A 26,882-nucleotide genomic window follows, 5' to 3' on the forward strand; every position below is an offset into this window, starting at 1 on the left:
ATAGCAATATATTCGTCCTCACTCATAGTCGAAGCATTTACGGTACTTCGGTAGAAACTTGCAGGCCATATCCCTGCTATTATATGAGTGTTGCTAACTTATTTAATTTAATAAAAGGATTATAACGCACTTTTTTTACTTTGAAAAGCACCCTCTTTAAAAAACACGTACAAAAATTATTTCTTATCCAATTTCGTTCGACTTTTGTAACCCTTTTCATTCCATGATCATAATCCACAAATTTCAAAATCAATGTCCTTAATCATATCGCAGATTCAACATGAACTTCACATTTCTTTCACATTTCCTCATTACAAAATCAGTAATATATCACGATTTATCAATTTTTCATCATAAACATAGTTTTAATTGTATCAATGAACAATTTTTGAAAGCAGCGCTAACAATATAGAAATTATCAGAATTTTTCGTATCATAAAAATGTAAGATTCACTTTCTTAGGGAGGGAGAAACATGGGAGAACGTAAATTACAACAATCGATGAAAAGAAAACAAAGAGAGCGCTCACTCAAGGGCACATTAATTTTTGTTTTTGTACTTGGCTTCTTTTTAATTTTCACATGGTTTAGTGTATATCAAATTTTTTTAAATCGATTGTAGTGTTAATGAGAAACAAGGGGGAGATGAGATATGCACTTGCATAAGTACGAAAAAATTTGGCTCATTTTCGGTATCGGTTCATTATTTGTATTTTTAGCCGTAATCGGAGTAAGCGCGTTTTATATGGGAAACCAACCGCCTAGCTGCTTAACGACAATCGACCCAGAAAAAGTAAATGCGACTGCTCCCTTTGATCATCCTGGTGTAAAGCAAGTCGGTAAAGATCATTATCAAGTAACAATTGTCTCACAAGCATTTTCCTTTACACCAAATGTCATTAAAGTGCCGAAAGGAGCCAAAGTTGACTTTGTTGTCGCAACGAAAGATGTTGTACATGGCTTTGAAATTGCGGGAACAAATGTAAATATGATGATTGAGCCCGGCTATGTGAGTACAGCTTCTCAAGTGTTTCACAAAGCTGGTGAGTATTTAATCGTATGTAATGAATATTGCGGAACAGGCCATCATATGATGAGCGCGAAAGTAGAGGTGACTGAGAAATGATCGCATTGCAAGATAAAATAAGTAAACGAGATGCAAAATTAGCAATGGCTCATATACATGTTGCATTTATCGCTCTATTTTTAGGAGGATTATGCGGGCTATTGCAAGTACTTGTCCGGTCCGGAAAGTTTAGTCTTCCAGCTAATATCGGTTATTATCAAGTGTTAACAACGCATGGTGTCTTACTAGGACTCGTATTAACAACATTTTTTATTATCGGCTTTTTATTTGCTTGTATGAGCAAAACAACTGGTACTCTTTCAAAAGGAGTGCGCAGGACAGGTTGGATTGGTTTTTGGCTAATGACAATTGGGACCGCTATTACTGCTGTTTTTATACTATTAAATAAGGCTACCGTTCTCTATACATTTTATGCTCCGTTAAAAGCTCATCCTGGTTTTTACATCGGTCTTACCCTCGTAATTGTCGGTAGTTGGTTTAGCGGTTTTGCCATGTTCGCTCACTATCGCACATGGAAGAAACACAATAAAGGAAAAGTCGGTCCCTTACTGAGCTTTATGGCTGTTATTACAATGCTACTTTGGCTTGTTGCAACTCTTGGCGTTGCTGCAACAGCACTTGTACAATTCATTCCTTGGAGCTTAGGTTTCGTGGATAAAATTGATGTTCTTGTCAGTAGAACATTATTCTGGTACTTTGGCCACCCGCTCGTCTATTTTTGGCTTCTCCCTGCTTATATGGCATGGTATGTCATCATTCCAAAAATTATTGGTGGCAAAGTCTTTAGTGATTCTCTCGCTCGTTTATCATTTATTTTGTTCTTATTGTTTTCCGTTCCAGTTGGATTTCACCACCAATTAACAGAACCTGGAATTGACCCTGGGTGGAAATACTTACAAGTTGTCTTAACATTCATGGTTATCATCCCGTCCTTAATGACTGCATTCTCTCTATTTGCATCATTTGAACAATATGGCCGCTCAAGAGGAGCAACGGGCCTATTTGGCTGGCTTCGTGTGCTTCCATGGTCCGATGCCAGATTCTTTGCACCGTTCGTTGGAATGCTTATGTTTATTCCAGCAGGAGCAGGCGGGCTAGTGAATGCAAGCCATCAATTAAACCAAGTGGTTCACAATACAATTTGGATAACAGGGCATTTTCATTTAACGTTGGCCACATCTGTCGTGCTAACATTTTTTGGAATCGGCTATTGGCTAATCCCCCATTTAACAGGGCGTGTTATGACCAAAGAAATGAATCGCCTTGCGATGATTCAAACTTGTGTATGGACACTTGGAATGCTATTCATGTCTGCTGGAATGCACTTCGCTGGATTATTAGGGGCTCCGCGCCGCTCTTCTTTTTCCACATATGGCAACGCACCGCAAGCGATTGAATGGATACCATATCAAATTGCCCAAGCAGTTGGCGGCACGATTTTATTTGTCGGAATTATTTTGGCTATCATTATTTTCCTAGACCTTACTTTCTTCGCACCAAAAGGTCATACTGAATTTCCGGTTGCAGAAGTATCTGATGCATCTGATCAACCACCAATGGTCTTTGAGAACTGGAAACTATGGCTCGGCATTACAGCACTGCTTATTTTATTCGCATACACGATTCCGTTTATAGATATGATTCAAAATGCCCCGCCTGGTTCGAAAGGCTTTAAATTGTGGTAAATATAAAGCAGAGGGAGCTCCCCTCTGCTTCATTTCAAGTAAAGCTATTGAATCCATGCACCTGCAGGTCTAAATCGTATACATCATTTTTAAAAACTCAAAGCAACTACCATTTGTCTCTTGAACAAATGTACCAACTGCTTCAAGTCCTACTTTTTCATACACTTTTATTGCTCTTTTATTAAAGGTCGCTACCGATAGCGTTACATACTTAGGCCGATATTTTTTTACGCAAAACTCTAGGCCTGCCTTCATAAATGCCAAACCCAAGCCCTTTCCAGTCAAGTTTGGTTCCATTCCCAGCCCAATATCCACTGTATGTATATCTATTTTATTAAAACTAAAAAATCCAACTATTTCATTATTCTCACAAACAGTAAATGTGGTTTCTCCACGCTCTTTAGGATCTAAAAACTCAGCCAAATCCTCTTGATCAGCTTCCATATCATAAAAAGAATACTTGTCCCCATAGTGCCAATTATACGCAATTTCTTCTGCTTGCTCTTGTGTCATCACTTCAAAAGTATAATTCACTTCTATGCCTCCTTAAGCAGCGCACATACAGTAAAATGCTAATTCATAAAAAAGAGCCACATATATGCAGCTCCTTTTCCTTTTTATAATTCATAAATCTCTTTATACTTCGCCTCTAAATAATCGGCTAAATAGTTCGCATTCAATCCTTCACCCGTTACATCATGTAAAATTTCTAAAGGCTTTTTCGTTTTCCCATATTGGTGAATGTTTTTTGTTAACCATTCACGAATTGGCGTCACATTTCCTTCTGCTAGCAATGCATCGAAGTTAGGAATTTCTTCTAGCATCTTATGTTTAAATTGTGCTGCGTACATATAACCAAGTGCATAAGATGGGAAGTAGCCAAACGATCCATCTGACCAATGCACATCTTGCAGTACACCTTGTGCATCCGTTTCTGGACGTATACCTAAATAACTTTCCATTTTATCATTCCATGTTGCCGGCAAGTCTTTTACTTCTAATGTTCCATCAAATAATTCTTTCTCCAGTTCATAACGAACCATAACATGAAGCGGATATGTAAGTTCATCTGCTTCAATACGAATAAAGGAAGGTTTTGACTCATTGATTGCATCATAGAATTCATCTACTGATACACCTTCAAATTGGCCATTACTAAATTGTTTCAATACATCATAATTTTTCTTCCAAAATGATTTATTACGTCCAATAAAGTTTTCAAAGAATAGTGATTGTGATTCGTGAATTCCCATTGACGTACCACTGCAAAGCGGTGTTCCTTCTAATTCTTCTGAAATATTTTGTTCATATACAGCATGTCCACATTCATGAATCGTTCCGAAAACTGCCATACGGAAGTCATTCTCATCATAGCGAGTCGTAATCCGAACATCCCCTCTATTTAATGTAATTTCAAAAGGATGTATCGTTTCATCTAGACGACCGGCCTCGAAATTATAATTTAATTGTTTTAGTAATCCTAAAGTGAAATTCTTTTGTTGCTCTTTTGAAAAATGTTCAAATAAAACATTTGTTTTTAATTCTTTATCGGACTTGGAAATTTCTTTTACAAGCGGAACAATACGCTCACGTAGTTGTCCAAATACATGATCTAATACTTCTACCGTAATACCTGGCTCATACATATCTAAAAGCGTATTATATTTATAAGTTTCATAACCCCAATATGTAATAAATTTCTTCTTATATTCAACAATTTTTTCTAAGTATGGTCGGAACATTTCAAAATCAGATTTTTCACGAGCTTCTCCCCAAACACTTTCCGATTTTGCTTGTAATTTGACAAACTCTTCATACTCGATTTGTGGAATTTTTTTATTTCGATCATACTCTTTGCGGCACTCTTCTACAATTTTCTTCGTTGTTTCAGAAATTTTATTATCTACAATTAGCTGTTCTAATTCTTTTAAATATCTTCCCATCTCATCAGAAGTCGATAATGAAAATACCTCTGATGAAAGCATTCCTATTACTTCCGAACGTTGATCGACACCTTTCTTCGGTGCCCCTGTTCGTAAATCCCAAAATATTAGGCTTAATGCTTCCCCATAATTTTCTATCTTTTTCACATATGCTAAAAATTCTTTTTCTACTTCATATGTAACAATCGTCATACTATAAAAACCTCCTTTTTCTACCTCACCCTTATTTCGACATAAACAAATAAATTCCTTTTCTAATAGAAAAAAAGCTTGGCAACCGCCAAGCTTTTTCCGATTATATGAATCCATTTTGATTTTCCGACATATAGATTGCTGCTACGCAGACAAAAAGGAGCTTCCACTCGCTTTCTCCCTTTGCTTAAACTTCACATGTGGCAAGAAAAGACCCTGACCGCTTCTATGCACGGCCAGATGCTCTCGCCCCCCCTATTTTATGCCGTTTTTTAAATTTGGATTTATATAGAAAGAGAAAGATGTCACTCTATAACACTGTAGCTTCTACTGGAAGCACTTGTTTCACAGCTTCTACTACTTTTTCATTTTCATCTTCTGATAGGAATAATGAAATATACCCTTCATCTTCACTCGTACGAATTAAACGGCCGATTCCTTGACGAAGACGTAAAATCATATATGGTACATCAACATCCCAGAATGGATCATTTACGTGCTTACGCTTTGCTTCAAATACAGGATCATTTGGAGGGAATGGAAGCGACCAAATAATAACATGAGATAAGGATGAGCCTGGAATATCTAAACCTTCCCATAAATGAACTGCACAAAGCACAGTCTCTTCTTCATTTTGGAAACGAGAAACAAGCTGACTAATTTCTTGGTCTCCTTCATATAAGAACGGAACAGACATTTGCTCTTTATTCACATATTCTTTGAATGCCGCAAGCTCTTGTGTTGTACGGAATAATACAAGCGTGCGTCCATTAGTTTTTTGAATATTCTCAAGGGTATACTGACATTTTCGTTCCCATTCATTTTCCTTCGTATACGACGGTAAGTACACTTTCATTTGTTCTTCATAATCAAATGGTGAAGCAACCGAGAATGATAAATAATCTTTTACCCCTAAGCTATTTGCAGTAAATGCAAATGAATTATTTTCTGATAATGTTGCAGATGAGAAGATGTACGGGATTTTTTTGGAGAATACTTTTTCTTGCAACACTTCTTCTACAGCACGAGGCATAATCACAAGCGTAAAGGAACCATCGTTTTCTTCTCCCCACGTAATTACATTTTTCTCATGCATAAACAAACGTAATGAGTGCTCTAATACATCTAGATGCTCATCAACAATATTTAAATCATATGTGTTTACTGTGTACATTTCACTTTCGAAAACTAGTGCATCGCCGACTTCAGAGATTTTTGCATATAGGCGTTTTGCTTCTTTTGAGACTTTTTCTGTTAATTGAATTTCTAAACGAGCAGAACCAGCAATTTCTTTCTTACTTTCTTTTAGTGCTTCAAAAAACTGCTCTGTTTGCCAAATTGTTTCTTCTACTAAATGAGCAAACTCTTCACGAATATCGTTTTGTAATAACCTTGTTAAAAGTTGTTCCATCATTGTTTGTTTTAAACGATACGTAAGTGCTTTTTGCGCTGCATACTCAACGAGATGACCTTCATCAAAGACGACGCAGCTACTTTCTGGTAACAATGGCATTTGTCCTTCACGCTTACGTGCTTCATATGTCCAAATATGGTCCATATAGAAATCTTGCGAACAAATAATTAAGTCTGCCGCTTTACGATAATGTTCACGAGATAATGTTTGTCCGCAGCGATGACGGGACTCACATGTAAAACAATCTTGGAAATAATCCCACGATACTTTAGACCACTCGTCGTCGTTTAATAACGGAAATTCTTTGCGATCACCATAATGAGTAAAGTTTTGCAGCGTTCCATGATCAAATACAAATTGCGGCAATTCATAATATAAATCTTCAATTACTTCCGGAGCTCGTCCACTCATTACATCTTCAAGTTTACGTAAGCATAGATAATTATCCATCGATTTTGCTAGACGTACATCAACTGATAAACCTAATGCTTCTGATAACTTCGCAATGTCGCCTTCTTCTTTTACGAGCTGTTCAATTAACGTTTCGTCTGCACAGGCAATAACAGCTGGCTTTCCTATATAGCGTGCATAACAAATCGCATACAGAAGATATACAATCGTTTTTCCTGTTCCAACGCCTGCTTCAGCAAACATTACTTTTTTCTCTTGAAATGCTCGTTCTAATTGAAACGCCATAAAAATTTGCTCATCGCGCTCTTCAAATCCCTTTTCTGGTAAAACGTCGTAAAAAACGTCTCCAATCCATTCATTCAACTTGTCGAAAAAATTATCTTGTTTTCCCACTTCAAATGGCAGCTTTTGCTTCGTAAACATGCTATTCCTCCAACTACTTAATTTCTATATAAAAAAGACAGAGCAACTACTCATAAAAAAGCAGTTGCTGGTTTCTTGTTGTTTGCACTACAATTGAGCGAAAAAAGTTTTCCTGAATGCAGGAAAACTTTTCTACTCTATCAATGATTTTAAATATTGCTTATCAATTAAAGTTTCATGTGATAAAGCCGACAAATACTCTTCACGTGCTCTTGTTAACTCATAATTGGCTACGCCGTGAAGGTTTACTTCTTTTTCTAATTCATCATACGTTCGATGAATAGCCTTTTGAATAATGGAAAATTGCAAACCATCCATTAGCGCTTCCTCCTTTAGATTATCGCATAATAGCAAGTATATGCGTTCTAAAGAAGTTTTATACTAATCGCGCGGCGGGCGTTTACCGAAATACTGGTAATAATCAGTGCGAATAAATCCATTAAATAACTTTCGTTTCTTCGATGCATCTTTGCCATACCATTTCTCAAATTCAGGATGGCTTGTTAATACATATAAAGACCAAGTATCTAGCGGACGGAATGCCTGTCCCATCTCCGCATACATTTTTTCAACAAGAGGCTTTTCACTTAAACGTTCTCCGTATGGAGGATTCGTCACAACATAACCATATTCCTCTTTTGTTGTAAAATCTTTTACTTGCATTTGCTTAAATGTAATAAGATCACCAAGTCCTACTTCATCAGCATTATCCTGCGCGACTTGTACCATGCGGTGATCAATGTCTGATCCGATAATTTGCAAAGGTTGATCATAATTCGCTAAATCTTCAACTTCTTGACGAGCCTCATCCCAATTTTTCTTACCGATCCAGCCCCATCCATCAGAAGCAAAATCACGGTTAAATCCTGGCGCAATATTTTGCCCAATTAACGCTGCTTCAAGTGGAATTGTACCAGAACCACAAAACGGGTCTACAAACGGGCGATCTGGCTTCCAATTTGTTAACATAATTAACGAAGCTGCTAATGTTTCTTTTAACGGTGCATCCCCTTGTCCAACACGGTATCCACGCTTATGAAGTCCAACACCACTTGCATCAATTGTCAACGTTGCTACATCTTTTAATAGTGCGATCTCAATACGAAATAGCGGGCCATTTTCTTCAAACCATGTTGTACGTTTATATGTACTTTTCAGTTTTTCCACGACTGCTTTTTTTACGATACTTTGACAGTCCGGCACACTAAACAATGTAGATTTGATTGATTTACCGATAACAGGGAATTCTCCGTTTTCTGGAATATAATCTCCCCAATTTAAAGCCTTTGTTTTTTCAAATAATTCATCAAATGTTGTTGCCTTAAATTCACCAACTTTAATTTTCACACGATCCGCTGTGCGAAGCCATAAATTACTGCGACAAATCGCTTTTTCGTCCGCTTCAAACGTTACTTTCCCATTATCTACATGGCATTCATAACCGAGATTGCGAACTTCTCTTGCAACAAGCGCTTCAATTCCCATTGCAGCAGTTGCAATTAAAGTAACTTTTCCCATCTTCATTCTCCTCATAATGTATAATCTAACACTAATCAGCAATACATTCTCCTCTGCTGATCAATTCATTCATAACATCTTCATTCAATTTTATTAAGTTTACAAAACTTTCTTTACCATTTTAACTCACATTCCAAAACTTCATACAAATAAAAAGCCCTCCTCTTACGAAGGAGAGCTGAACACATTCATGATTGGTTCATAACGTTCTGTAAGCCATGTTCTGTACCTTTGTACTGCAAACGGCCCACGCCTCGTACTCCGGTGGCAATCATCTATCTACAGAGCAATTGCATCTGTCCTTTCCCATCGTTCATTTCCTTAGGAAAAGTTCCCCTACCAATATTTGGGTTTCTCGCTCGTGGGGTTTACCTCGTTCCACTCCCGTCATTTCTTCCGGGACTTCGTCACTGTGGCACTTTAAAGGTAGTCAAACCATATCCAGATGGACTTAGGCTTTTTCCCTGCCGTTAATCCAGCTTTACGCCAAATTACCCTAGCTTATGACTTCGCTAGGCACGAACACTACGACCATCTCAGGTCGTGCGAGCATGGACTTTCCTCTACAACAAAGCGTTGCAGCGATTACCCAAACGTTATGACATGAATTAGTATAGTGGAAACATAAATATTTTGCAACGTTTTTTATCCGAAAAATACTGCGAACTTATTTATTCTCTTCCATTACTCGTACAGTTTACTTCCAAATACAGCTTTCTCCAAATTCGAAAGACGTTTTAAAATATCTGTATTTGTATTGTTATATACTGGTTGCGGAGTAGAAATTGGAGATGGTGTTGGTTGTACTTGTACACTCAACGCTTTTTGCTTTTGTTCTTCCAATTCTTGTTTTAAACGTGCATTTTGCTGTTTTAATTGCTCAACTTCCTTATGAAATGCTTCATAGTCCTTAATAATTAAGTCTAAAAACTTATCAACTTCTTCTTGTTGATATCCTCGCATTCCTGTTTTAAACTCTTTTTCTAAAATATCTTTTGCTGTTAACTTAATTTTATCAGAAATCATTCATTCCACCTCAAGTCTTTACCAAAACTTTCATTACTTAAATTTTTTCAGAAACAGCTCATTTTGTCAATCATATATCTTTATTCCACTGCTCTTCTTCTATTATATCTTGTAAATCAGAAAAAAGTATGAAATAACATGGATAATTTTGAGTTTCTGCTTTTTTTCTTCCTACTTCCACCATATATTTAGGGCTTCCTGGTTTTTCTTCATCATACATAGCAAGCAGAATATCACTTTTTTCAATTAAAAATTGATTCTTTAAACGGAATTGCTCCGGGCTTTCATATTTTCGCTTTGTTATGCTATCTACATGATCCGCTTGCGAAAGAATGAATTCATAATACTCCCTATTGTTTTCTTTCCAATTTTCTTCCTGTTCTAAAAAGGGAGTAAATACAGCTAACCTTAAGTCTGGATAATCTAATTGTAAATCAAATACTACTTCAGCTGTCCATAGCTCCACTCCTAATTGCCCACTAATAATTACCCATTCTAACCCTTCTTCCAACATAGAAAGTAATCTTTTGCGTACCGCTTTTTTTATGTACTCTACACCAGGATGTTCATTTGAAAAAAGCCCCAGTTCAAATGGTTTATATCCTGTAACAGCTACAACTTTCAATACAAAACGCCTCTTTTCGTCTCAAAAAAAAAGAACTAGCAATTTGCTAGTTCTAGCATAGCACTTACTTTTTAAACATGCCACCTACATTTGGACCCATGTTTGCTGCTGGTGATACAGCTTGCGGGCTCATATTCGGTCCAAATGGTGATACTTGACCACATGGAACACATCCGCCAAATCCTCCAACTCCAGGACCAGGACCGCCAAATCCTCCAACTCCAGGGCCAGGGCCGCCAAATCCTCCAACTCCAGGGCCAGGGCCGCCAAATCCTCCAACTCCAGGACCAGGGCCGCCAAATCCTCCAACTCCAGGGCCAGGGCCGCCAAATCCTCCAACTCCAGGACCAGGACCGCCAAATCCTCCAACAACTGTTGGAGGAGCAGGTTGGATAACATTCACATTAGAGTTTGTTTGCGGGAAATAGTGTTGCTCTTGTACTACCTGATGGTGAACGTGTTTCATATGCGTTGGATGGATATGAGGTACCACCGTTTTTGAAAATGTGTGTGTTTCACAACATTTAGTCGGATGCACAATCGGAGGTGTTGTTGATATTGGTGAAACTGGACCCATTCCTCCAAAACAAGGATGACAATGATACATAGTCTTTTCTCTCCTCTCACAAATTGAAAATAACCTTTCATTTTACAATATGTGAAAAGGGTAAAAGCCGTTTGTTACAAACACCTATTTCTATATTGGAAATTTGCCTATAAAAATTGTTTAAAGTTTGTGAAAATAAAAATTGTTAATGTAATCATGACAAAAAACAAAAGTAGAATAACTTTCTTCACATTCGTCCTCTCCATATTCTATATTTTTAACGCTACTGTCATTGTAAAATGGATAGGAGGTCCGAACAACTCTTTTTTATGAAATTTCATTTTCCAAATTTGTGTATTTATCAGTCCCCGTATATCAAGATATTGTAATAGTCTTTCACACGTCTCTTCCTATATAAATGACCTAACAAAATTACCCGGATGATTTCAATTTCTTCAATTAACCTTTCATTGGAAAAGCATTTATGAAAGATTAATTTCATTTTATAAAAAAGCCACCTACTTGTTTGACAATACCGGTAATTTGGTTCATTGCATTCATCATTTGACCTGCAGTACCCATCATTTTATTAATGTCATAATTTCCGTCAGTTGTTTTAAACTGCGACATAAAACTAGAAAATTGACCTGGCTGTTGCTTTGTGTAGTTTTGTTTATTCATCATTGGATATGGCGTATGTGGATAAAAAGAAGATTGAGTAGGTTGTTTCGGTGGATAAAACGTTGGCTGATTCATGTGTGGAAGTTGAAACGGTTGAAAATAATTATTGTAATTCATATAGTAAGGCGTAAAAGGATACATATTGTAACGTAAATATGGGTCTTGTTCACTCTGATACATGTTAGAATGTTGAAACATGGATTCTCCCTCCTCTAACGGTTTTCTATATAGTTAGAATATGAAATCAAAAAGAAAATGTGTAATTGTCCTATAAGTTGCAAAATTGGGTAGAACCTGCTTTATCTACCGATGAGAAAAATTTACTATCTAGACATATGTCACCGATTACCTTCTATCTCTATTTCCTTTCGCTAAAAGTTTGAAATAAGGTTCTTACTGTCTGAAATAGCGTGATACCGTAGTACAAACCTTAATTTTTAAGAAATTTAAATTTTCGAAAAATAAAAAAGTAAGCGTTTGTATGCTACCATTAAATAGAAAAGATTCTTATGGGGAGGAATCAACATGGTGTTAGGGGACTTAAAACAAGAATTTGTCGTAAAAAAGGGGTATGAACCTGAAGATTTAAATGAGTTACTTGATTTCGCAAGACATTATTATCTACAAGGAAAAATTTGTTTATCAGAGTATAGAAGTGTAATACGTGAATTAGAAACAATAGGGGCTACAAAACCAACTTACGAAACAGAAAAAGATATTATAACTGAGGCATAAAAAAAGAGGGGGCTTTCCCCTCTTTTTACTTACATTGTTCTAAAATATTTTGTAACGTATAATGAATTGCTTGATGCGTTTCAAAAAAACGTTTTCCATTCATTTTCTTCGCAAAGCACTGTAAAGAATTATTTTGTAAATTTGTACATACTTGTTCAATTTGCTGTACATGTATGTATTTAGGCTTTGTACGCTGCAACCAATCCAAAGCGAGTCGTTTCCACTCTTCTAAGTTTTGATCCACTACAGATACAAATGGCTTTATATCATGATAAAAGTCAAATTCACATTCTTCACTTTCTCGTTTTTTTATAATTGTTTCATCGTTATACTCAATTAGTTTTTTTGTTAATTCAATCAATGTTATATATTCCACTATTCCCACCTACTTATATACTAACGGCTACTATTTGAAACGTTTGTACCCAGTTACCTTTCTCTTCATGATTCAATAATTTCGTTTCCATATGTTTCATATGCATTTCCATTACTTCTACTTTATTGACTACAAATTCTCTTTTATCCTTAAGCGCATGATCAACCATAAGCGACACGTTCATTTCAAGCAAATCAAGAGTATTTAACATCTGATCCATCTTTTTCATTACATCTTCTTTCTGAACCATTTTCATCTTCAATACGCCTCCCTCTTTGCTTTTTCTTTGTCAAGTTAATTCGACAGCTCTATTTTTACTCCTGCATGCTTGACAAAACTAGTTGTAATTCGGCAAAGAAAGTGATTTTTTGTATGAAGTTTATGAAAGTGGCAACAATACGAAAGGGAGGTGTCGACATTGGCTAAAAACAAAAATGAAAACAAGAAAAAACAACCTCAAAACAAACAAAATAAACCAGAAACAGGAAATCCAAAATTAGACGGCCCAAATTTCCCTGCGACATAATAATGATCATTTTTCTTACGGATGGTTTCAATCCCGCTTTCCGCAAAGCGGGATTTTTTTTATTATATCATGAATATAAAACTCTCCACTTATTTTATTGATGTACAGACATTCTCCATTTCCTCTTCTACATAACTCACGCTAAAAGAAACTTTGTACTGAAGCAAAGAAATGTAATTGCTTCTGTTTTTGTAAAAACCATTCTGTTATTTCAACTTCTTCTTTCGGCTTTTCAAATAAAAATAGCTCTTCTACATCCACTCCTGACTGAAACCAATCTTTTTCTGCCTTACGGTGATGGGAAACAACAGAAAATACATCACGAAGCTGCGGCGTATCTTGTTCCTTAGATAAATTGAGATATTGTTCATAATCGAATCTGGATCCCGTGTGAACTGTTTGAGAAGAAAATGTATCAAATAACTCCTTATAAGTTGGACTAAACAACAACCATGCTAATTGTTTTCCTAATTCAATTCTCTTTGTTAATGTTTCAAATTGATGGACAGAAAAACCGTATAAATTCCCAGCTATTGTCGGAAAAATTACTGCACTAAAATGAAATAACTCTTGAAATTTAAACATTAATGTTTGAAAAATATGCTTTTGATAAAAAGGATGCTCAATTACAGGTTCTTGAATCGTGCATTGTTCATTAATAATAAGAGCTGTCATAAGTCGTTCTTCTTTTTTTTGCTCCCAAAAACGAGACCATTCCCCTTCCATAAATACTGAAACGGAGAACATTTGTAATAAATGAAACAATGGCTTTTTCATTCGTTTACTATATTCGTACAATAACAGCTGTGGATATGCATCTAAAAAAATGAGCCAATTCGCACGTTCATATGTAAGAAATAACTGTTTCCGTATCTCCTGCGATAAAACTTTTGGATAATATTTTCCTTCTAAATCTGTCATATTCCAACCTGCATTTCGAGACACCATACTAGCTAAAAATGACCAACGAATTTCTTTATTACGCTCATAGTATTCCTTATAAGCATGTGTACGCGAAATGTTGTCAGCATTCGCAAGAATCGTTTGTTGCTGAATATAATTTACAAGCTCTTTTTCTTCATTTGTATAAGAAGATATCTTTCTTTTTCGTCTTATTTTTTCATATTCACGTTGCATAAACACAATGCTTTCATCTCCTATCTCTCCAAAAAAATAGCCTATTTTTTATTTTTTTTGATATAATCACCTTTGTAAGTAATTCTATGCAATTTGGAGTGGACAAATTATGACCATTCGTTATCCAAACGGAAGAAAGTATACTCAGACTCAACCAACCCATAACCTATCACCTATAAGAAAACACACTTATAGTAATAGGGGGATGTCCCTTGAAGAGGAGTTGAATGAAACAAATCAATACTATTTAACTCACAATATTGCTTGTGTGCATAAAAAGCCGACACCTCTTCAAATCGTAAAGGTCGATTATCCAAAACGAAGCGCTGCCGTAATTAAAGAAGCGTACTTTAAGCAACCTTCTACAACTGATTACAACGGTGTATACAAAGGCAAGTACATTGATTTTGAAGCGAAAGAAACGAGAAATAAAACGAGCTTCCCTTTGCAAAACTTCCATCTTCATCAAATCAATCATATGAAAGAAGTATTAGCTCATAACGGAATTGCCTTTGTTATTATTAAATTTACTCTTTACGATGAATTTTATTTATTGGAAGCGAAACATATCATTACATTTTGGAATCGACAAGAAGATGGTGGGCGTAAATCCATTACAAAAGAAGAAATAGAAAAATGTGGGTACTTATTACAATGCGGATATCATCCCCGCATTGATTATATTCACACACTAGACACACTTTATTTTTCGTGATAGAGTCAACAATAAGGCTCATTTTTCGACTTTTGGGGAGAAAATGAAAGGTAGGAGAAAGTATAATGTCAGAAAATTATCGTTCTCGTGAAGAACGAAAACAAGTTAAAAAACAGAAGCAAGAACATCCTAAAAAAGAGAAACCAAAGAAAAAAGGTTCTTTTCTACGTAAATTTCTAATCACTTGCTTATTAATCGGCATTGTGACACTAGTAGCTGGAGTTTCTGCTTTCTTTGTTATGGTAAAAGATGCTCCAAAACTAGATAAAGCAAAGCTTGAAGTTCCATTATCAACAAAATTTTATGATAAAGATGGAAAATTCCTCTATGAATACGGCGCTGAGAAACGAACGAAGGTCACATATGATCAAATTCCGAAAGTAGTAGAAAATGCCTTCATAGCTACAGAAGATTCACGCTTTTATGAGCACAACGGGATTGATTTTAAGCGTACGACGAAAGCCATCTTCGAAAACGTAACAGGTGGTTTTGGTTCTCAAGGTGGTAGTACCATTACACAGCAAGTTATTAAAAACTATTTCTTGACGATGGAAAAAACAACGAAACGTAAAGTACAAGAATGGTATTTAGCTTACAAACTAGAGCAGCAATATTCAAAACATGAAATTCTAGAGATGTATCTAAACAAAATTAACTTAGGTAACCGCTCATACGGAATTGCAACTGCTGCGCAAAATTATTATGGGAAAGAATTAAAAGATTTAAAATTAAACGAAGCAGCGATGCTTGCAGGATTACCACAAGGTCCTAATAAATTTGATCCTACAAAGCAAGAAAATGTGAAAGCTGCCACTGAACGACGCGACACAGTATTATATTTAATGAACAGACATGGCTATATTACAAAGCAAGAGATGGACGATGCCAGGAAAATTCCAGTAACAGACGGTCTTAAACCAGCTCAAGAAGCAACGCAAATGCCATATCCAGCTTTTATAGATGGTGCTGTAAAAGAACTTGAGGCAGCAGATAAAGATGTAAACATTGGTTCTGATGGTCTTAATATCTATCTAACATTAGATACAAAAGCTCAAGAATATGCGGATAAAATGTTGAACACAGAAGAAATCATTAACTACCCGGATGAAAAATTCCAAGGTGCATTCGTATTTATGGATACGGAAACAGGTGAAGTTCGTGCACTCGGGAGCGGACGCGGTGAAAATAAAGCAACATTTAAAGGGCAAAATATGGCTATTGACATGCAGCGCCAAGTTGGTTCAACAATGAAACCAGTCTTTGACTACGGCCCTGCTATTGAATACAAACAATGGTCTACGTATCATCAAGTTGATGACTCAACGTACTATTATGAAACCGATCGAAAACGAGAGGTTCGAAATTTTGACAACGGTCATAAAGGTATGATGTCAAGCCGTGAAGCATTAGCGCAGTCACGTAACGTTCCAGCTGTAAAAATAGCAAATGAAGTCGGCCGTGATAAAGCTCAAGCTTTCGCAGAAGGACTTGGTTTTACATTTGGAAAAGATGGTGCGGTAGAATCAACAGCAATTGGTAGTAATCACTCTTCTCCTCTTACAGTTGCAGGAGCATATGCAGCTTACGGAAGTGGCGGTGTATATCATAAACCGCATTTCGTTACAAAAGTAGTCTATCCTGATGGGAAAGAAGTAAACTATACTCAAAAAGGAAAACGAGTAATGAAAGATTCTACAGCATACATGGTTACTGATATGATGCGTAGTGTTGTAAAATCTGGTACTGGTAAAGCAGCAAATATTCCTTCATTAGACGTTGCTGGTAAAACAGGAACAACAAACTATGATGCGAAACAATTACGTGATTATGATTTCCCTGCTTCCGCAAGTCCTGATAGCTGGTTTGCAGGTTATACACCACAATATACAATGGCTGTATGGACAGGATATAATAAACAAAGTGAAGGATATATTGACAAAAACTCATCAGTTATCGCACAGCGTCTGTTTAAAGCGATGATGAGTGAATTTGGAAGTGATACATCCCGCTTTGAAATGCCAAGTAGTGTAGAACGCATCGGTAGCGAACTTTATGTTAAAGGTGCGAAAAAAGATGATGTTCCAAAAGTCAACGTAGATGGACCAGCTGGAATCACTCCATCATATGATGCGGCATCACAAACTATATCATTAAGTTGGTCTGCGTCATCCGATTCAGACGTATCATATTCACTAAGCTATAAAGGTAGTGACGGTTCTAGCGGCAGTCCAAAAATAAGTGGTACAAGCGCATCAATTAGCGGTGTCAAACCTGGTGCTACTTATACAATTTCTCTTGTAGCGAAAAAGAACGGTAGCTCTAGTGATCCCGTAACAATAACGTATGTAGTACCTGGTGGCGATGATACGAAGAAAAAGGCGGAGGAAGACGCAGCTAAGAAAAAAGCTGAAGATGACGCTAAGAAAAAAGCCGAAGATGACGCTAAGAAAAAAGCTGAAGAAGATGCGAAAAAGAAAGCTGAAGAAGATAAACAGAATCAAAATCAAAACAATGGAAATAACCAAAATGGCGGAGGAACGCCTACAACGGGTGACGGAAATACCGGAAATGGTGGGGGAAATAATCAAAATCCAAATCCACCAACCGGCGGAGGAACCCCCAATAAACCGAATCAATAATTACGATAGTGAAAAAAGAAGCCATCTTCCTAACGGGAAGATGGCTTCTTTTGCATAATCAGTATTTTTGCATATAATTTTTCCATTTCTTCATACAACTGTGTGAGCTGAATAAAAGAATGATAATGATTCGGCTTATTTATAATGAATGAATAACGTTCTAAAAAGTTAACTGGCTTTTTCTCTAGTCTTTCCATTTGTTCGCTCATATTTTGTAAACTTGTAACAGGTATTCCATTCATCCAATGTAAAATAGATAAAAGATGCCCAGCAAATTGGACCATCGGTGCTTTTGCTTCTTTTCGATTACGAAAGAATGTAGAAAGTTCTTCTTTTTTTACTTTCCATACACTTAATACAGCAGCAATACTTACTTCTATTTCATTCCATGGCTTATATTGCTGCTCGATATCAAAGAGAAAGCATGTTTCTTCTACTAGCTCTCCAAAGGATTTCTCTGCATCGTATGCAATGATAGTCGCATCTTCAAAGAAAGGAACACGCCGAAAGTCATTTGGTATTTCAAGTACTTGCTTCATCATTTTTCCGTTCCCTTCATACGCTTCTTTCCTTCACGGCATAACTCTAATAACTTGCATTCTTCACATTGTGGGCGCTGCGCTTTGCAGTGATAACGCCCAAAGAAAATCATGCGGTGGTGTGTTACTCCCCACTCTTCCATCGGTACTTTCTTCATTAACGTCTTCTCTACTTCTAATACAGAATCTTTCCATTTACAAATGGCAAGTCGCTTACTCACACGTTCTACATGCGTATCAACTGCAATGGCTGGAACACCAAATGCAACAGAGACAACAACGTTTGCTGTTTTTCGTCCTACGCCTGGCAGCTTCGTTAACTCATCTCGATCTTGCGGCACCTCTCCATCATATTCATCAATAAGCATACGACATAGTTTTTGAATATTTTTTGCTTTATTTCTGTACAAACCAATAGAGCGAATATCTTGCTGCAACTCTTCTATAGACACACTTAAATAATCTTCTGGTGTTTTATATTTCTGAAATAAACTTTTTGTTACTTTATTGACAAGAACATCTGTGCACTGTGCAGACAATGCAACCGCAATAACAAGTTCAAATGCGTTGTCATGATTCAGTTCACAATGCGCTTCTGGGTACATCTCTCCCATGACATCGAGACAGTATCTAATTTGTGTTTTATTTAGCATTATTTCCTCCTACCATTACTGCTCTAGCCAATTATAAAATGGCACTTTTCCAGTATACTTCGTTTCTTGGCGTGATACTTGCTGATTCCGCTGTTGACTTTCTCTAAATTTCCGGCCTTGATTTTGTGCTTGATCCACCGTTTTAATTCCGTTCTTCTTCCATTCAAACAATATACGATCAATATATCGGAAGTTCAATTTTCCACTCATAACTGCTTCACGAAGAGCAGTTTGGATTAAAAGTGGATCGTGATGATCTTGATCTTGCCACATCGCTAATGTCTCACATTCAAATGGAGATAAAGGTCTGCCAAATTCATGCTCAAATACTGTATATAAATTGATTTGTAATTGTTTTTGTTCTCGCTCTTCCTCTTCAATATTTTCACTCATTAAAAAATGTAATATTTTTTCCCACAGAGGCTGTAGTGAGTAACTTTCACAAATCATTGCGGCAGATTTCCGACCTCCTTCTAACGCTAAAAAACCTTTTTGAATTAACGTCTGAATAATCTCCATACACTTTGTTTGTGTAATCGTCATCCGCTCTGCAATTTCTCCTGGTGTTGGGAAGGAGTTTCCTGATTCTAAAAATGTATGAACATGCAACAGCACCATAAATTCAATTTCATTCAAACCGAGTTTTTTGTAATGCATCATTAATAATTTTGGAATTACAATACTACCTTGTTCAAACCACTCTAACATAATTTTCTTCTTCATACTCAAACACCTCGCTTTCTAGTATAACACACCTCTTCATATTTCTTTTTGGCACAATTCGTCAAAAAAACCTCCCTTTCATATAGGGAGGTATCATTTGAACTGTCTTATAAACAGTTTGTAGAAGTAAGAACGAAAGAGCCGTGCTTAGCCTTCCATTTTGTTTTTCATAAATCTATGAATACGTTCTAGTGCTTTCTCTAACTGTTCAAGTGAAGTCGCATACGATAAACGAACGTTGTTCGGTGCCCCGAACCCTGTTCCTGGAACAAGGGCAACTTTTTCTTCTTCTAGTAATGCCTTTGCCCATTCATCAACCGTTTCATAACCAGCTAATGCGACTGCTTCTTTTACATTTGGGAACAAATAGAACGCTCCTTGCGGTTTAATACAAGAGAACCCAGGAATTTGAATTAACTTATCATATACGATATTTAATCGCTCTTCAAATGCTCTGCGCATAATTTCTACAGGCTGTTGATCTCCAGCATAAGCAGCAATCGTTCCGTACTGTGCAATTGAAGTAGGGTTTGACGTACTGTGGCTCGCTAAGTTTGTCATCGCCTTAATGAGCTCTTTATTACCAGCTGCATAGCCAATGCGCCATCCTGTCATTGAATGCGATTTTGATACCCCGTTAATAATAAGCGTCTGTTCTTGTAATTCGTTAGAAAGCTGCGCAATTGATGTATACTCTGCATCGCCATAAATTAATTTCTCATAAATTTCATCAGAAACGATTAAAATGTCATGCTCTAAACATACTTGCCCAAGCTGCTGCAGCTCTTCTTTACTATAAATCATCCCTGTTGGGTTGCTAGGTGAGTTAATAATGACAGCTTTCGTTTTTTCTGTAATTACTTGACGTAATTGCTCCGGTGTAATTTTGTAATGATTTTCTTCCAAACCATCTACATACACTGGCTCTCCGCCTGCAAGCTTCACTTGTTCTGGGTAGCTTACCCAATACGGAGTTGGAATAATAACCTCGTCACCTTCATCAAGCAATACTTGAAACAACGTATATAAAGCGTGCTTTGCACCGTTACATACAATGATTTGAGATGGTTCATATGATAAGCCTTGATCACGCTCAAACTTTTTCATAATTTCTTGTTTTAGCGCAGCTAATCCACCTGTTGGCGTATATTTTGTATGACCTTCTAGCATTGCTTTATAAGCAGCCTCTATAATATGCTCTGGCGTATTAAAGTCAGGCTCTCCTGCTCCTAAACCAATCACATCATGTCCTTCCGCTTTTAACGCTTGTGCCTTTGCTGTAATTTCTAACGTTGAAGATGGTGTTAGAGCAGCTACTCGCTTTGCTAATTTCATCCTGAGTTCCCCCTGCACTTATTTTTCAATACTATATCGTTTCAAAAACTTACCATCTTTAAAGGCAAGATAATAATAAGTATAACGATTTTCATCATCAATATATGTAACTTCCCATAATGGAACATTGTTTTCAGCGCCTAATTTTGCTTTCACGAATTCTTTTGGTTTTCGTTCTTTCGCAACAATTTGCAATGCTTGTTTTTCAGAGATACCTTCGCTCGCTTTTTGCACGAGAATATCTCCTTTTTTCTCAGGCACCCATACGATATATTGTTCTCCTTTTTCATTCACACCTTGTACAACTTCATATGGAGTTTTGCCGTTATAATAATCAATTTTTGTTACATTTGTGAGTTTTGCTTTTTCCTTTGCAATCTCAACTGATTTCGATTCTTTTGGGACTTTTTTCTCCATGGTCGTATTATAAATGTGGCCCCCGTATAAAACAACTGCAACGATTACAATTAAAATTGTCAAGATCCACTTTTTCATTGTATCCCTACGTTCTGTAAATCGTAAAAATTGCTGTCTCTTTTTCATTTTCGTCTAATGCTAATCCGAACATCAGATCTTTTTCTTTTAATGTTCGATTTAAACTATCAACAACCTTATATAAATCAGACGAGTACGTCAGACGCGTCGTTGATAATACTTCAATTTTCTTCTCCATGAAAACTCCTCCGTTACACAAAAATTTCTAATTATAAAAGAACGCATTGCGGTTACAATAAGGGTACATTCTTTCTAACCCCTGCTTCATCACCCATCTATTATAGCAGGACATGTTCTTCAAAAAAAGGTTTGAAGACGAAAACCAATGTATTTCTATATTTAATGTAAGAAAAAATAAAAATTCCTCCTACCCACATGGTACGCCTGAAGTAAATTTACTTCAGGCGTTAACTTTTATTTCATTTTTTTTATTAAGTCGTCTAGTGGTCCTTCATACAACGGGACACTTGGAAGCGATTGAAGAAATCGTTTTCCATAAAAAGATGCAGTAAGACGACGATCTAACACAAACACTGTTCCTGTATCCGCCGTTGTACGAATAAGGCGTCCAAATCCTTGTTTAAATCGAAGAATTGCTTGCGGCAAAGCAAGCTGTGTGAATGGGTCTTCTCCCTTTTCCTTTAATCGCTCACCTTTTGCTTGCATCATCGGTTGATGCGGTGATGTGAACGGAAGACGCACAATAACAAGACAACTTAACGCTTCTCCTGGTATGTCAATCCCTTCCCAAAAACTGCTCGTTCCTAATAAAATAGCCTTTTCAAACTCTTGAAACTTTCGAATCATTCGGCTACGACTACGGTTATGAACACTTTGTGTTAATAACAAAAATTCTTCTAACTCATCTTCCTTCTTTAATACCCCATATACTTCTTTTAACATTTCGTATGATGTAAATAAAACAAGCATTCGACCATTAGTAGCTTTCGCAATTTTTGTAATATGCTTCGAAACCGCTCTTACATACTCTTCTTCGCTTACATGTTTAATATGAGGAACATCTGTTGAAACCATTAGCTTTACTTTCTCTTCATAATGAAACGGTGATGGAATTGTTACTGTATTTGGTGTAAAATCCTCTAAACCAAGCTCCCCTTCTATATAATCAAACGTATCATTTACTGTTAAAGTAGCTGATGTGAAAATTACACTTCGTTTACGTGCCAAAAATTGATCAGCAAATAAATCACTAATATGAACTGGCTGTGCGTATAAAATCGTTGAATGAATGGTTCCTTTCGTTTCAGCTTCCATCCATGTCACATGACTCGTTTCTTCTAAAATAAGCATCCGTAAAGATTGGATCATTTTAGAAAGAACTTCAGTAAGATGAACAAACTCTCCCGTAACCACATGCAGTTCCCATTCACTTTGCTTTTGCAACATTTCACATTGTTTTTCTAATAGTGTAAGTGCTCGCCCTATCTGGTGAACAAAACGATCCGTTAATTCCACAATACTGCGCCAAAGCTTACCTCTTTCCTTTTTAACATCATAACGATAAATAAGCGGTATATTTCCAACTACGTGTTCCTGCTTTGTTTTTTGAAATATAAACGTACGCAGCATTTGAAATAATTCATCTGCATCAAATTTTATTTCTTTCAACATATAGCTAATCGTTTGAAAAGTAGAACGTGTAGCAATTTGTGATTGCTTCATCATCTCATACACTTTATTAAGCACATTAGATGTTTCTAGCGTACCAAACCGAGATAATACGAGTTGAAAATACATACAAGAAAATTGCTCTCCTAACGCCCGGCTTGCCGTTTCTTCAAGATGGTGAGCCTCATCAAAAATAATGTGTTCACATGAAGCAAGCAACGGTTCACTACTTACAAAATCTTGAAATAATAAAGTGTGATTTGTGACTACAACATCTGCAAATAATGCTTTGTTTTTTGCACGTTGATAAAAGCAACGGCTAAACCAAGCGCTTTTCATCCTACTCGGACTATGAGCATCACTGCAAATTCGATCCCACAATAGCTTCCCGCCAGCTGGAATATTCAACTCATCTCGATCTCCTGATTCTGTATCAAGAAGCCATACTAAAATTTTCGCTTTCGTTAATGCATCATCATAATTGTTTTCAATTTCTCCCAATGCATGCTCAAATTTATGTAAACACAAATAATGTTTTCTCCCTTTTAACATTGCTACTTCAAACGGAAATGGAAGTATTGTTTTCAGCAGTGGGATTTCTTTTGCTAAAATTTGTTGCTGCAGCTGCACAGTTTGTGTGCTAATAACGACCGGTTGTTCTTTTTCTTTCGCATAAAAAATACTTGGGAGTAAATATGCTAATGTTTTCCCCGTACCTGTTCCCGCTTCAATTAATGAAAAACGGGAATCCCGAAGCGCCTCGTAAACCTCATTTATCATCATTTGCTGCCCTTCTCTTTCTTCAAAAGACAGCATTACTTCCTTTAAACGCTGCATCGTTTCTGTTAAAAAAGAAGAAAAATCAGTAGGAGAATCTTCTTCAATCTGCAATGTATAATTGCGTTTACCTAAAGCAATATTTCGGTATATATCATATTCTTTCTCATCATCTGTTCCATGCATCATTTTGTTTAAAATACATGCAGACATAATCTCTCCTATGTTGCTTTGAAACATATCACTTAACTCATATAGTGATTGCAGCGTAACTAGAGGCAAACTATCCATTTTAGAAAGGAATTGTAAAAAGATCTCTGCTGTCACCATTGCATCACTATCAGCACGATGAGGCTGATCATGATCAAAACCATATCTTTTAGCTAAATCACGTAATTTATAACTATCAGCTGTCGGCAATAAAATTTGCGCCAGTTCAACTGTATCAATTTTCGAACATGTTACTTCTGAGAATCCAGCCTGCCGTAATTCTTCTTTCAAAAAATTCCAATCAAAATGAACGTTATGCGCAACGAAGTACGCACCTTGTAATAGTTCAACAATCATCGGCGCCACATCTCGGAATAACGGAGCTTGTTTCACAAGTGTTTCATCAATCCCCGTCAATTCTGTAATAAATGGTGGAATGTCCCGTTCGGGGTTTACAAAAGAAGAGAAAATTTCAAGGATTTCTCCATCCTCTACAACAACTGCTGCAATTTGAGTAATTTTATCTTTCCCATCTTTCCAGGCATTCCCTGTCGTTTCTATATCGACTACGACGTAACGCTTACTCATCTTTGACACCTCAATTTCTTACCTTTGCACAACAAAAATTTCTATAGTGTTACTATACCACGTTTTCCTTCATCTTAATGAATAGATACAAAAAATGAAATAATTTTACTTTAACATAAGAAAAGCTATCCCTTTTTTCAGAGATAGCTTTTCTTATTCATTATAAAATCGTGCCTGCTTTTTCCGCTCCAAGCATTTCCACAATTTGATTATTATCATCTAAAACAGCAATTTTCGGAATATGCGTTAATACTTTCTCTTCTGAAACGAGTCCGTAACAAATAATAATAACTTTATCTCCTGGTTGAACAAGGCGAGCTGCTGCTCCATTTAAACAAATGACTCCCGTACCGCGTTCTCCTTTTATAACATATGTTTCTAAACGTGCACCATTATTATTGTTCACAATTTGTACTTTCTCATTTTCCACAATTCCTACTGCATCCATTAAATCTTCATCAATTGTAATACTTCCTACATAATTTAAATTTGCTTCTGTTACTGTACCACGATGTAACTTCGCTCTCATCATTGTGCGAAACATAGTTGCTCCCCCTTATTGAACCGTAAGTGTAATATTATCAATTAGTCGTGCATTTTCAAACTTCACAGCAATTGCAAGAATGATTTGGCCGTTTATTTGTTCAACTTGCGTTAAGTGTGGATATGCATAAAGATCAGCATAATCGACAACACCATTTGTGTTCGTTTCAATATATTCTTTAATAAAGTTCGTAACCTTTTCTGGGCTACGCTCCCCATTAACAATCTGCTCTTTTGCCATACATAAACTTTTATATAAATGCGGTGCTTCTTGGCGTTCTCTTTCAGATAAGTAAACATTTCGAGAACTGCGCGCTAATCCATCTTCTTCCCTTACAATGTCAACTGGTACAATAGTAACAGGAATATTATAATCACCGACAAATCCCTCAATAACTGCTACTTGCTGTGCATCTTTCATCCCAAAATACGCACGATTTGGCATTGTAATATTGAAAAGTTTCATCAATACCGTTACTACGCCTGCAAAATGACCAGGTCGCTGCTTTCCACATAAAACATCTGTACGCTTTATCACTTCAATATTCGTTGTTCGCTCTCCTGGATACATTTCTTCAACGCTTGGATAAAATAAATAATCCACTTCTACTTCACGCGCTAGACGCTCATCACGCTCAATATCACGTGGATAACGGTCTAAATCTTCATTCGGTCCAAATTGCAACGGATTTACAAATATACTTAACATGACGATATCATTTTCTTTTTTCGCTTGTCTCAGTAACGTCAAATGACCTTCATGCAAAAATCCCATCGTTGGAACGAATCCAACCTTTTTTCCGCTTGCACGAAGCTCACTTGCGATTTGCTGCATCTCTTGCACTGTTGTAATAATATTCATTACTGTTTTCCTCCGTATAACGCTAAGCATTCTTCTTCTTTCATCGTAAATGAATGTGCTTTCTCTGGAAATTGTTTCAGCTTCACTTCATGAACATATTGTCCAATCCCTCTTACAATTTCTTCTTGTACAGACGTATATTGCTTCACAAATTTCGGAACACGATTAACGCCATACGTAATCAGATCATGATAGACAAGAACTTGACCATCTGTTTGATTCCCAGCGCCAATACCAATAGTCGGAATCAATAATTGCTTTGTTACAAATTCCGCTAATTGCATCGGTACACACTCTAATACAAGTGCAATTGCTCCTGCCTCTTCACACTTTTTCGCATCTTCAAGCAATTGTTTCGCACTTTCTGCATCTTTCCCTTGCACTTTATAGCCACCTAACACACCAACAGATTGCGGAGTTAACCCTAAATGAGCTACAACTGGAACACCTGCATTCGTAAGGAAACGAATGATTGATACAACTTCATCTGCTCCTTCAACTTTTACAGCATGCGCACCGCTTTCTTGAATAATGCGGCGTGCATTATGCATCGTTTCTTGTAGTGAAACGTGATAAGACATAAATGGCATATCCGTTACAACGAATGTATTTTTCGCACCGCGGCGCACTGCTTTTGTATGATGAATCATATCATCGACAGTTACAGGAATTGTTGAATCATAGCCGAGGACAACCATTCCAAGCGAGTCTCCCACCAAAATCATATCAACTTCTGCTTCTTCAGCAAACTTTGCGGATGGATAATCATACGCAGTTACCATCGCAATCGGTTCATTTTGTTCTTTCATTTTCAAAAAATCCGTCACAGTTTTCACAAATTTCTCCTCC

28 protein-coding genes, 1 other RNA gene and 1 riboswitch are annotated in these 26,882 nt (G+C 36.7%); of the genes, 6 read left to right on the forward strand and 23 right to left on the reverse strand.

The genetic code is table 11. The features are described from left to right. Window positions 1-5: 5 nt before the first annotated feature. Window positions 6-107, reverse strand: a riboswitch (purine riboswitch). Window positions 108-474: 367 nt separating this feature from the next. The 3 genes from Q9306_RS07525 to Q9306_RS07535 are packed head-to-tail and all read left to right on the forward strand — an operon-like array spanning window position 475 to window position 2,771. Further along, window positions 475-621 (forward strand): cytochrome c oxidase subunit 2A, encoded by a 147-nt coding sequence (locus Q9306_RS07525; protein ID WP_306196887.1) that lies wholly within the window; start codon window positions 475-477, stop codon window positions 619-621. A gap of 30 nt (window positions 622-651) precedes the next feature. Further along, entirely contained in the window at window positions 652-1,125 is a 474-nt protein-coding gene (locus Q9306_RS07530; protein WP_306196889.1) for a cytochrome c oxidase subunit II, read from the forward strand. Next, on the forward strand, window positions 1,122-2,771 hold the full coding sequence (locus Q9306_RS07535) for a b(o/a)3-type cytochrome-c oxidase subunit 1 (protein WP_306196891.1): 1,650 nt from the start codon (window positions 1,122-1,124) through the stop codon (window positions 2,769-2,771). The genes Q9306_RS07530 and Q9306_RS07535 overlap by 4 nt, the downstream gene beginning before the upstream one ends. A 69-nt stretch (window positions 2,772-2,840) precedes the next feature. On the opposite strand, the gene Q9306_RS07540 is transcribed toward Q9306_RS07535, so the two are convergent. The 10 genes from Q9306_RS07540 to Q9306_RS07585 all read right to left on the reverse strand — a co-directional run bounded on the left by Q9306_RS07540 (window position 2,841) and on the right by Q9306_RS07585 (window position 11,749). Further along, a complete protein-coding gene (locus Q9306_RS07540) occupies window positions 2,841-3,305 on the reverse strand; it encodes a GNAT family N-acetyltransferase (RefSeq protein WP_306196893.1) in 465 nt (154 codons plus the stop codon). Between the two features lie 83 nt (window positions 3,306-3,388). Then, a complete protein-coding gene (locus tag Q9306_RS07545; RefSeq protein WP_306196895.1) occupies window positions 3,389-4,906 on the reverse strand; it encodes a carboxypeptidase M32 in 1,518 nt (505 codons plus the stop codon). A 310-nt stretch (window positions 4,907-5,216) separates the two neighbouring features. Further along, window positions 5,217-7,154, reverse strand: coding sequence for an ATP-dependent DNA helicase (locus tag Q9306_RS07550; protein WP_306196897.1), 1,938 nt, complete (start codon window positions 7,152-7,154; stop codon window positions 5,217-5,219). Between the two features lie 132 nt (window positions 7,155-7,286). After that, the gene (locus tag Q9306_RS07555; RefSeq protein ID WP_306196899.1) at window positions 7,287-7,472 is read right to left on the reverse strand and encodes a DUF3921 family protein; all 186 of its coding nucleotides are present in this window, start codon (window positions 7,470-7,472) and stop codon (window positions 7,287-7,289) included. A gap of 63 nt (window positions 7,473-7,535) precedes the next feature. Next, window positions 7,536-8,672, reverse strand: a complete 1,137-nt coding sequence (locus Q9306_RS07560) for a THUMP domain-containing class I SAM-dependent RNA methyltransferase (RefSeq protein WP_306196901.1) — start codon at window positions 8,670-8,672, stop codon at window positions 7,536-7,538. Between the two features lie 207 nt (window positions 8,673-8,879). Then, an RNA gene (gene rnpB / locus Q9306_RS07565) (RNase P RNA component class B) lies at window positions 8,880-9,269 on the reverse strand. Window positions 9,270-9,356: 87 nt separating this feature from the next. Then, window positions 9,357-9,698 (reverse strand): cell division regulator GpsB, encoded by a 342-nt coding sequence (gene gpsB / locus Q9306_RS07570; protein WP_035434984.1) that lies wholly within the window; start codon window positions 9,696-9,698, stop codon window positions 9,357-9,359. A 70-nt stretch (window positions 9,699-9,768) separates the two neighbouring features. Continuing rightward, a complete protein-coding gene (locus Q9306_RS07575) occupies window positions 9,769-10,323 on the reverse strand; it encodes an SLOG family protein (RefSeq protein WP_306196904.1) in 555 nt (184 codons plus the stop codon). Between the two features lie 64 nt (window positions 10,324-10,387). After that, window positions 10,388-10,930 (reverse strand): CotD family spore coat protein, encoded by a 543-nt coding sequence (locus tag Q9306_RS07580; protein ID WP_306196906.1) that lies wholly within the window; start codon window positions 10,928-10,930, stop codon window positions 10,388-10,390. Window positions 10,931-11,368: 438 nt separating this feature from the next. Next, window positions 11,369-11,749 (reverse strand): YppG family protein, encoded by a 381-nt coding sequence (locus Q9306_RS07585; protein WP_020059560.1) that lies wholly within the window; start codon window positions 11,747-11,749, stop codon window positions 11,369-11,371. Window positions 11,750-12,076: 327 nt separating this feature from the next. Between Q9306_RS07585 and Q9306_RS07590 the strand changes: the two genes are divergently transcribed. After that, entirely contained in the window at window positions 12,077-12,286 is a 210-nt protein-coding gene (locus Q9306_RS07590) for a YppF family protein (protein ID WP_098915248.1), read from the forward strand. Between the two features lie 25 nt (window positions 12,287-12,311). On the opposite strand, the gene Q9306_RS07595 is transcribed toward Q9306_RS07590, so the two are convergent. From Q9306_RS07595 to Q9306_RS07605, 3 genes are all read right to left on the reverse strand, one after another. Next, the gene (locus tag Q9306_RS07595) at window positions 12,312-12,662 is read right to left on the reverse strand and encodes a YppE family protein (protein ID WP_306196909.1); all 351 of its coding nucleotides are present in this window, start codon (window positions 12,660-12,662) and stop codon (window positions 12,312-12,314) included. A 13-nt stretch (window positions 12,663-12,675) separates the two neighbouring features. Beyond that, window positions 12,676-12,918 carry a hypothetical protein gene (locus Q9306_RS07600; protein WP_098915250.1) on the reverse strand — a complete coding sequence of 81 codons (243 nt, stop codon included), beginning with the start codon at window positions 12,916-12,918 and terminating at the stop codon, window positions 12,676-12,678. 411 nt (window positions 12,919-13,329) lie between these two features. Then, window positions 13,330-14,331, reverse strand: coding sequence for a DUF2515 domain-containing protein (locus Q9306_RS07605; protein ID WP_306196912.1), 1,002 nt, complete (start codon window positions 14,329-14,331; stop codon window positions 13,330-13,332). Between the two features lie 103 nt (window positions 14,332-14,434). Between Q9306_RS07605 and recU the strand changes: the two genes are divergently transcribed. Both recU and Q9306_RS07615 read left to right on the forward strand, forming a co-directional pair. Further along, on the forward strand, window positions 14,435-15,040 hold the full coding sequence (gene recU / locus Q9306_RS07610; protein ID WP_306196914.1) for a Holliday junction resolvase RecU: 606 nt from the start codon (window positions 14,435-14,437) through the stop codon (window positions 15,038-15,040). A gap of 65 nt (window positions 15,041-15,105) precedes the next feature. Then, window positions 15,106-17,679, forward strand: coding sequence for a transglycosylase domain-containing protein (locus tag Q9306_RS07615; protein WP_306196916.1), 2,574 nt, complete (start codon window positions 15,106-15,108; stop codon window positions 17,677-17,679). Window positions 17,680-17,708: 29 nt separating this feature from the next. On the opposite strand, the gene Q9306_RS07620 is transcribed toward Q9306_RS07615, so the two are convergent. The 10 genes from Q9306_RS07620 to panB form a co-directional block, all read right to left on the reverse strand. Further along, entirely contained in the window at window positions 17,709-18,218 is a 510-nt protein-coding gene (locus Q9306_RS07620; RefSeq protein ID WP_306197097.1) for a YpoC family protein, read from the reverse strand. Then, on the reverse strand, window positions 18,218-18,871 hold the full coding sequence (gene nth, locus Q9306_RS07625) for an endonuclease III (protein ID WP_306196919.1): 654 nt from the start codon (window positions 18,869-18,871) through the stop codon (window positions 18,218-18,220). Before nth ends, Q9306_RS07620 begins: the two co-directional genes overlap by 1 nt. Before the next feature lie 15 nt (window positions 18,872-18,886). After that, a complete protein-coding gene (gene dnaD, locus Q9306_RS07630) occupies window positions 18,887-19,594 on the reverse strand; it encodes a DNA replication protein DnaD (RefSeq protein ID WP_306196921.1) in 708 nt (235 codons plus the stop codon). 147 nt (window positions 19,595-19,741) lie between these two features. Then, window positions 19,742-20,929, reverse strand: a complete 1,188-nt coding sequence (locus Q9306_RS07635; RefSeq protein ID WP_306196924.1) for a pyridoxal phosphate-dependent aminotransferase — start codon at window positions 20,927-20,929, stop codon at window positions 19,742-19,744. Between the two features lie 18 nt (window positions 20,930-20,947). Next, window positions 20,948-21,424 carry a cell wall elongation regulator TseB-like domain-containing protein gene (locus Q9306_RS07640; RefSeq protein WP_306196926.1) on the reverse strand — a complete coding sequence of 159 codons (477 nt, stop codon included), beginning with the start codon at window positions 21,422-21,424 and terminating at the stop codon, window positions 20,948-20,950. A 7-nt stretch (window positions 21,425-21,431) separates the two neighbouring features. Then, window positions 21,432-21,602: a YpmA family protein gene (locus Q9306_RS07645; RefSeq protein ID WP_081904925.1), complete on the reverse strand. Its 171-nt coding sequence runs from the start codon at window positions 21,600-21,602 to the stop codon at window positions 21,432-21,434. Between the two features lie 236 nt (window positions 21,603-21,838). Next, on the reverse strand, window positions 21,839-24,628 hold the full coding sequence (gene dinG, locus Q9306_RS07650) for an ATP-dependent DNA helicase DinG (RefSeq protein ID WP_306196928.1): 2,790 nt from the start codon (window positions 24,626-24,628) through the stop codon (window positions 21,839-21,841). 160 nt (window positions 24,629-24,788) lie between these two features. Next, a complete protein-coding gene (gene panD, locus Q9306_RS07655; protein WP_020059575.1) occupies window positions 24,789-25,172 on the reverse strand; it encodes an aspartate 1-decarboxylase in 384 nt (127 codons plus the stop codon). A gap of 12 nt (window positions 25,173-25,184) precedes the next feature. Then, window positions 25,185-26,033, reverse strand: a complete 849-nt coding sequence (panC, locus tag Q9306_RS07660; RefSeq protein WP_306196931.1) for a pantoate--beta-alanine ligase — start codon at window positions 26,031-26,033, stop codon at window positions 25,185-25,187. After that, window positions 26,033-26,869 carry a 3-methyl-2-oxobutanoate hydroxymethyltransferase gene (panB, locus tag Q9306_RS07665; RefSeq protein ID WP_306196933.1) on the reverse strand — a complete coding sequence of 279 codons (837 nt, stop codon included), beginning with the start codon at window positions 26,867-26,869 and terminating at the stop codon, window positions 26,033-26,035. Before panB ends, panC begins: the two co-directional genes overlap by 1 nt. Window positions 26,870-26,882: the final 13 nt, after the last annotated feature.

The organism is Bacillus multifaciens (assembly GCF_030756675.1).
Lineage (GTDB): Bacteria > Bacillota > Bacilli > Bacillales > Bacillaceae_G > Bacillus_A > Bacillus_A multifaciens.

What these genes read in the sequence shown, in the direction of transcription:
- Q9306_RS07525 (WP_306196887.1), top strand. Translation starts at nt 475, where the DNA reads ATGGGAGAACGTAAATTACAACAATCGATGAAAAGAAAACAAAGAGAG.
- Q9306_RS07530 (WP_306196889.1), top strand. Translation starts at nt 652, where the DNA reads ATGCACTTGCATAAGTACGAAAAAATTTGGCTCATTTTCGGTATCGGT.
- Q9306_RS07535 (WP_306196891.1), top strand. Translation starts at nt 1,122, where the DNA reads ATGATCGCATTGCAAGATAAAATAAGTAAACGAGATGCAAAATTAGCA.
- Q9306_RS07545 (WP_306196895.1), bottom strand. Translation starts at nt 4,906, where the DNA reads ATGACGATTGTTACATATGAAGTAGAAAAAGAATTTTTAGCATATGTG.
- Q9306_RS07550 (WP_306196897.1), bottom strand. Translation starts at nt 7,154, where the DNA reads ATGTTTACGAAGCAAAAGCTGCCATTTGAAGTGGGAAAACAAGATAAT.
- Q9306_RS07555 (WP_306196899.1), bottom strand. Translation starts at nt 7,472, where the DNA reads ATGGATGGTTTGCAATTTTCCATTATTCAAAAGGCTATTCATCGAACG.
- Q9306_RS07560 (WP_306196901.1), bottom strand. Translation starts at nt 8,672, where the DNA reads ATGGGAAAAGTTACTTTAATTGCAACTGCTGCAATGGGAATTGAAGCG.
- gpsB (WP_035434984.1), bottom strand. Translation starts at nt 9,698, where the DNA reads ATGATTTCTGATAAAATTAAGTTAACAGCAAAAGATATTTTAGAAAAA.
- Q9306_RS07580 (WP_306196906.1), bottom strand. Translation starts at nt 10,930, where the DNA reads ATGTATCATTGTCATCCTTGTTTTGGAGGAATGGGTCCAGTTTCACCA.
- Q9306_RS07585 (WP_020059560.1), bottom strand. Translation starts at nt 11,749, where the DNA reads ATGTTTCAACATTCTAACATGTATCAGAGTGAACAAGACCCATATTTA.
- Q9306_RS07590 (WP_098915248.1), top strand. Translation starts at nt 12,077, where the DNA reads ATGGTGTTAGGGGACTTAAAACAAGAATTTGTCGTAAAAAAGGGGTAT.
- Q9306_RS07600 (WP_098915250.1), bottom strand. Translation starts at nt 12,918, where the DNA reads ATGAAAATGGTTCAGAAAGAAGATGTAATGAAAAAGATGGATCAGATG.
- recU (WP_306196914.1), top strand. Translation starts at nt 14,435, where the DNA reads ATGACCATTCGTTATCCAAACGGAAGAAAGTATACTCAGACTCAACCA.
- Q9306_RS07615 (WP_306196916.1), top strand. Translation starts at nt 15,106, where the DNA reads ATGTCAGAAAATTATCGTTCTCGTGAAGAACGAAAACAAGTTAAAAAA.
- Q9306_RS07620 (WP_306197097.1), bottom strand. Translation starts at nt 18,218, where the DNA reads ATGAAGCAAGTACTTGAAATACCAAATGACTTTCGGCGTGTTCCTTTC.
- nth (WP_306196919.1), bottom strand. Translation starts at nt 18,871, where the DNA reads ATGCTAAATAAAACACAAATTAGATACTGTCTCGATGTCATGGGAGAG.
- dnaD (WP_306196921.1), bottom strand. Translation starts at nt 19,594, where the DNA reads ATGAAGAAGAAAATTATGTTAGAGTGGTTTGAACAAGGTAGTATTGTA.
- Q9306_RS07635 (WP_306196924.1), bottom strand. Translation starts at nt 20,929, where the DNA reads ATGAAATTAGCAAAGCGAGTAGCTGCTCTAACACCATCTTCAACGTTA.
- Q9306_RS07640 (WP_306196926.1), bottom strand. Translation starts at nt 21,424, where the DNA reads ATGAAAAAGTGGATCTTGACAATTTTAATTGTAATCGTTGCAGTTGTT.
- Q9306_RS07645 (WP_081904925.1), bottom strand. Translation starts at nt 21,602, where the DNA reads ATGGAGAAGAAAATTGAAGTATTATCAACGACGCGTCTGACGTACTCG.
- dinG (WP_306196928.1), bottom strand. Translation starts at nt 24,628, where the DNA reads ATGAGTAAGCGTTACGTCGTAGTCGATATAGAAACGACAGGGAATGCC.
- panD (WP_020059575.1), bottom strand. Translation starts at nt 25,172, where the DNA reads ATGTTTCGCACAATGATGAGAGCGAAGTTACATCGTGGTACAGTAACA.
- panC (WP_306196931.1), bottom strand. Translation starts at nt 26,033, where the DNA reads ATGAATATTATTACAACAGTGCAAGAGATGCAGCAAATCGCAAGTGAG.